At 54.7% G+C, this 3,752-nt stretch carries 3 protein-coding genes and 1 pseudogene; all 4 read right to left on the bottom strand.

Annotated elements, in window-relative coordinates; genetic code table 11:
- Positions 1–215: 215 nt before the first annotated feature.
- On the bottom strand, positions 216–1,952 hold the full coding sequence (nuoL, locus tag O71_RS17730) for an NADH-quinone oxidoreductase subunit L (protein ID WP_007659612.1): 1,737 nt from the start codon (positions 1,950–1,952) through the stop codon (positions 216–218).
- A gap of 4 nt (positions 1,953–1,956) precedes the next feature.
- Positions 1,957–2,265, bottom strand: coding sequence for an NADH-quinone oxidoreductase subunit NuoK (nuoK, locus tag O71_RS17725; protein WP_007659610.1), 309 nt, complete (start codon positions 2,263–2,265; stop codon positions 1,957–1,959).
- Positions 2,262–2,819, bottom strand: a complete 558-nt coding sequence (gene nuoJ / locus O71_RS17720) for an NADH-quinone oxidoreductase subunit J (protein ID WP_007659607.1) — start codon at positions 2,817–2,819, stop codon at positions 2,262–2,264. The genes nuoK and nuoJ overlap by 4 nt, the downstream gene beginning before the upstream one ends.
- Positions 2,820–2,822: 3 nt before the next feature.
- Positions 2,823–3,337: pseudogene (nuoI, locus tag O71_RS17715) on the bottom strand (NADH-quinone oxidoreductase subunit NuoI).
- Positions 3,338–3,752: the final 415 nt, after the last annotated feature.

The following is a 3,752-nucleotide window of genomic DNA, read 5'->3' as shown; positions in this document are numbered from 1 at the left end:
ACTTTTCCGGAAATCCAGGCCAGCACGCCGCCAGCCATCAGTATCACAATCAGCCAGACCAGTATCATAGCAGTAGACTTATGGTTAGAATCATAATGGCGCCGACTACAATGCCTGCCACGTAATTGCGCATAATGCCGGTTTGGGTGCGGACAAATAACTCGTGCATACCTTGTGTCGCATTGGCGATGAAAGTATAAGTGGAATCGATGAAGTCATTTTTTATTCACCTTGGACAGGTATACATAAGGCCGCACAAAGAGCGCGTCGTACAGCTGGTCGAAGCCCCAGCCCGAGTGCCAGAAGCGGTGAATGGCCATGGCTGTTTCGGAGCGGTGGATGTTCTCGATAAGCTCCGGTTTTTTGTAGTAGAAGAGGTAGGCGATGAAGATACCACCTAGTGAAACCAACGCCGCCAGCAACTGCAACATCCATTCGTATTGGTTAAAATCCGGCACCACACTTACGGCGGGCAGCACGGGTCCTAGGAAGTCGGAGAAGAGCACGACATGGCCGAAATTGTGCGGCAACTCAATGAAGCCACCGGCAAAGGAGAGTATACCTAAAATGATCAGCGGCACGGTAATGGCCATAGTCGGTTTATGCCCGACGTGCGTTTTTTCTTCGCCATAGAAGGTGAGGAACACCATCCGGAAAGTATAGATGGAGGTGATGAAAGCGCCCAGCAACCCGGCCAGGTATAGCCAGATGTTGCCGTTCTCACCGGCCAGTTGCAGCCACAGAATCTGGTCCTTACTGTAGAAGCCCGCCGACACCAGCGGAAAAGCCGCGAGTGAGGCCGCGCCAATCAGAAAGGTATAGAACACGACCGGCAGTTTTTTGCTCAGTCCGCCCATTCGGCGCATGTCCTGTTCGTGGTGCAGCGCCAGAATAATCGCCCCGGCGCAGAGGAAAAGCAGGGCCTTGAAGAAGCCGTGAATCATGAAGTGAAACACGCCTGCCGACCATGCCCCCACGCCCAAAGCGAGGAACATATACCCCACCTGACTGATGGTGGAGTAGGCGAGCACCCGTTTGATATCATACTGCGTGAGGGCTGCAAAACCGGCAATGAGCAAGGTAACAGCCCCAATCACGGCCACCGCCATCATCGCCACCGGCGACAGCTCAAAAATGACGTGCATGCGGGCCACCAGGTATACACCTGCCGTCACCATGGTCGCCGCATGTATGAGCGCACTCACCGGTGTCGGACCCGCCATCGCGTCGGGTAGCCAGGTTTGCAGCGGTAACTGACCGGACTTGCCAACCGCACCGCCGAGCAGGAGTAGCGCAATGATCATGGCTGTTTCGTTGCCTACACTCCATACCTGCGCCGCTTCCGTGGAAATGCTCTGGATGTGCAGGGTACCGAAGTGCTGGAAGAGCATGAACAAGCCAATGGCCATGGCTGTGTCGCCGACGCGGGTGATGATGAAGGCTTTGCGGGCGGCATAGCCATTAGCGGGTTCCTTGTACCAGAAGCCAATGAGCAGGTAGGAGCAGAGGCCCACGCCTTCCCAACCAAGGTATAGCAAGAGTAAGTTATCCGCCATCACAAGCATGAGCATGGAGCCTACGAAGAGGTTCATGCAGGCGAAGAAGCGTGCGTAATCCTTGTCTTCGGCCATGTACTCGGTGGAGTAGATGTGAATCAGAAAACCCACGAACGTGATGACGAAAATGAAGACCATCGAGAGGGCATCGAGGTGGAAAGCGATGGAGGGGCTGAAACCCGCCACATCAAACCACTGCCAGACTTCCTGCCGGATAAAGGCCGGTCGTGAGCTGAGGTAGTCTATACCCAAGACCAGCGTGATGGTCGCTGAAATGCCGACACTCCCGACGCCAATTGCCGAGACCAGTGCGCGGGAAATGCGGTTGCCGAAGAGTACCAGCAAGAGGGCGCCGGCAAAAGGCAGGGCGGGGATTAACCAGAGTAATTCTCCCATAGCGTTATCCTTTCATAAAGTTAGCCGCGTCGCTGTTGAGCGTTTTCAGCTGGTGATATATCTGAAGTATCAGGGCCAGACCAACCGACACTTCGGCGGCGGCCATCGTCAGGATGAAGATGAACATAATCTGTCCGTCCGGCTGCGCCCAGTGGCTGCCCGCCACAATAAAGGCCAGTCCGGCGGCATTAAGCATAATCTCCACCGAAATGAGCATGAAAATGATGTTTCGGCGAATCATCACGCTGATCAGCCCGAGCATGAACAGCACACCTGCCAGCAACAGTCCGGTTTCCATAGGTATAGTTGTCATATGGCGGCGCTCCTTTCTTTTTGCGGTTCCTTTTCCTGCAGGAAGCGGTGGATGACTTTCTTCTTCTGTCGACCCAAATGGTAAGCCCCGACGATACCCGCCATCAGGAGGATACCGGAGAGTTGCACACCCAGCACGTAAGGTCCGTACAGCGCCAACCCGACTGCTTTGGCGTCGACGTAGCTAGCGGCAGCAGGAGCGGCCGGCATTTCGGCAATCACCAACAGGTATACCAATTCGGCGAGCAAGACAAAAGAGAGCAGGGCAGGGCCCATCCAGAGCTTGGGCTGGAGCCATGCTTTTTCCTGTTCCACATCTTCGCGGGTGAGGCTGAGCATCATGATCACGAAGATGATAAGCACCACGATGGCCCCGGCATACACGATGACTTCGAGAGCGGCCATAAAGGGAGCGCCCATGGTCAGGAACACCACCGCGACGGCCAAAAAAGACACCACGAGGTAGAGCAGAGCATGAATCATGTTGTAGCGCGTGATGACCATGATGGTGGCCAGCACGGCGACAGTAGCGGCTATATAAAATGCGATCTCCATATGCTAGGGGATTAAGCTTTTGATATCTACCGGAGGGGCTTCGTTCTCGCTTCGCCCTTGCCTTTGCCACCGATGGCCAGTCCCGCTACTTTATAATAATTGTAGCCATGGTACTTGCCTTGCCCGTTGATGAGGAGGTCCTCTTTTTCATACACGAGGTTCTGGCGGTTGTACTCGCCCATCTCAAAATCAGGTATGAGCTGGATGGCGTAAGTCGGGCAGGCGTCTTCGCAGAAACCGCAGAAAATGCAGCGCGAAAAGTTAATGCGGAAGAACTCAGGATAGCGCCGGCCAGTCGGATCTTCTGTGGCCTGCAAGGCAATGCAGTCCACGGGGCAGGCGGCGGCGCAGAGGTTGCAGGCCACGCACCGCTCACCCCCATCCGGGTCGCGCGACAACACAATGCGGCCCCGCCAACGCGTCGGGAGGATGGCCTTTTGCTCCGGATACTGAATGGTTTCCCGCTTGTGAAACGCATGCAGAAACGTAAGCCACATACTGCGCAATAAACTAAACATAAGTGCTCCTTTCGTTTATCGTTTTATTTCAACTGTCCCCTTTGAAGGTATAGTCAATGTATTCTCCATAATAATCCCCTTGAGGGGGTTATAGGGGTGTTCATCATGCTCGATTGTCATTCCCCTGCCCCCTTTCTTGTCGAGGGCCCCTACCACCAAGGGGGACTTTCACTATTATTTGCCCTCGCTCGCGTCCCGCGAGTGTGCGCTATTGGGCGGACTCTGGCCGCTTATTTTGTCCCTGTCGGTACAAGTGGCGGGACGCCACTGGATAACTCACACTCGCGGGACGCGAGCGAGGGTGTGAGATGTAAGCTCTTAATGAAAGACTTCCCAACTGGCTTTACACCCCTATGGTCCCCTCAAGGGACAGTCTCGTGTTATCCACTCCCCAACTTTCTAACTCTCAAACTCC

Source organism: Pontibacter sp. BAB1700 (assembly GCF_000277005.1).
GTDB classification, from domain to species: domain Bacteria; phylum Bacteroidota; class Bacteroidia; order Cytophagales; family Hymenobacteraceae; genus Pontibacter; species Pontibacter lucknowensis.
Note: the sequence above shows the minus strand (reverse complement) of the source record. Positions and strands in the feature narration are given on the sequence as shown.

What these genes read in the sequence shown, in the direction of transcription:
- nuoL (WP_007659612.1), bottom strand. Translation starts at nt 1,952, where the DNA reads ATGGGAGAATTACTCTGGTTAATCCCCGCCCTGCCTTTTGCCGGCGCC.
- nuoK (WP_007659610.1), bottom strand. Translation starts at nt 2,265, where the DNA reads ATGACAACTATACCTATGGAAACCGGACTGTTGCTGGCAGGTGTGCTG.
- nuoJ (WP_007659607.1), bottom strand. Translation starts at nt 2,819, where the DNA reads ATGGAGATCGCATTTTATATAGCCGCTACTGTCGCCGTGCTGGCCACC.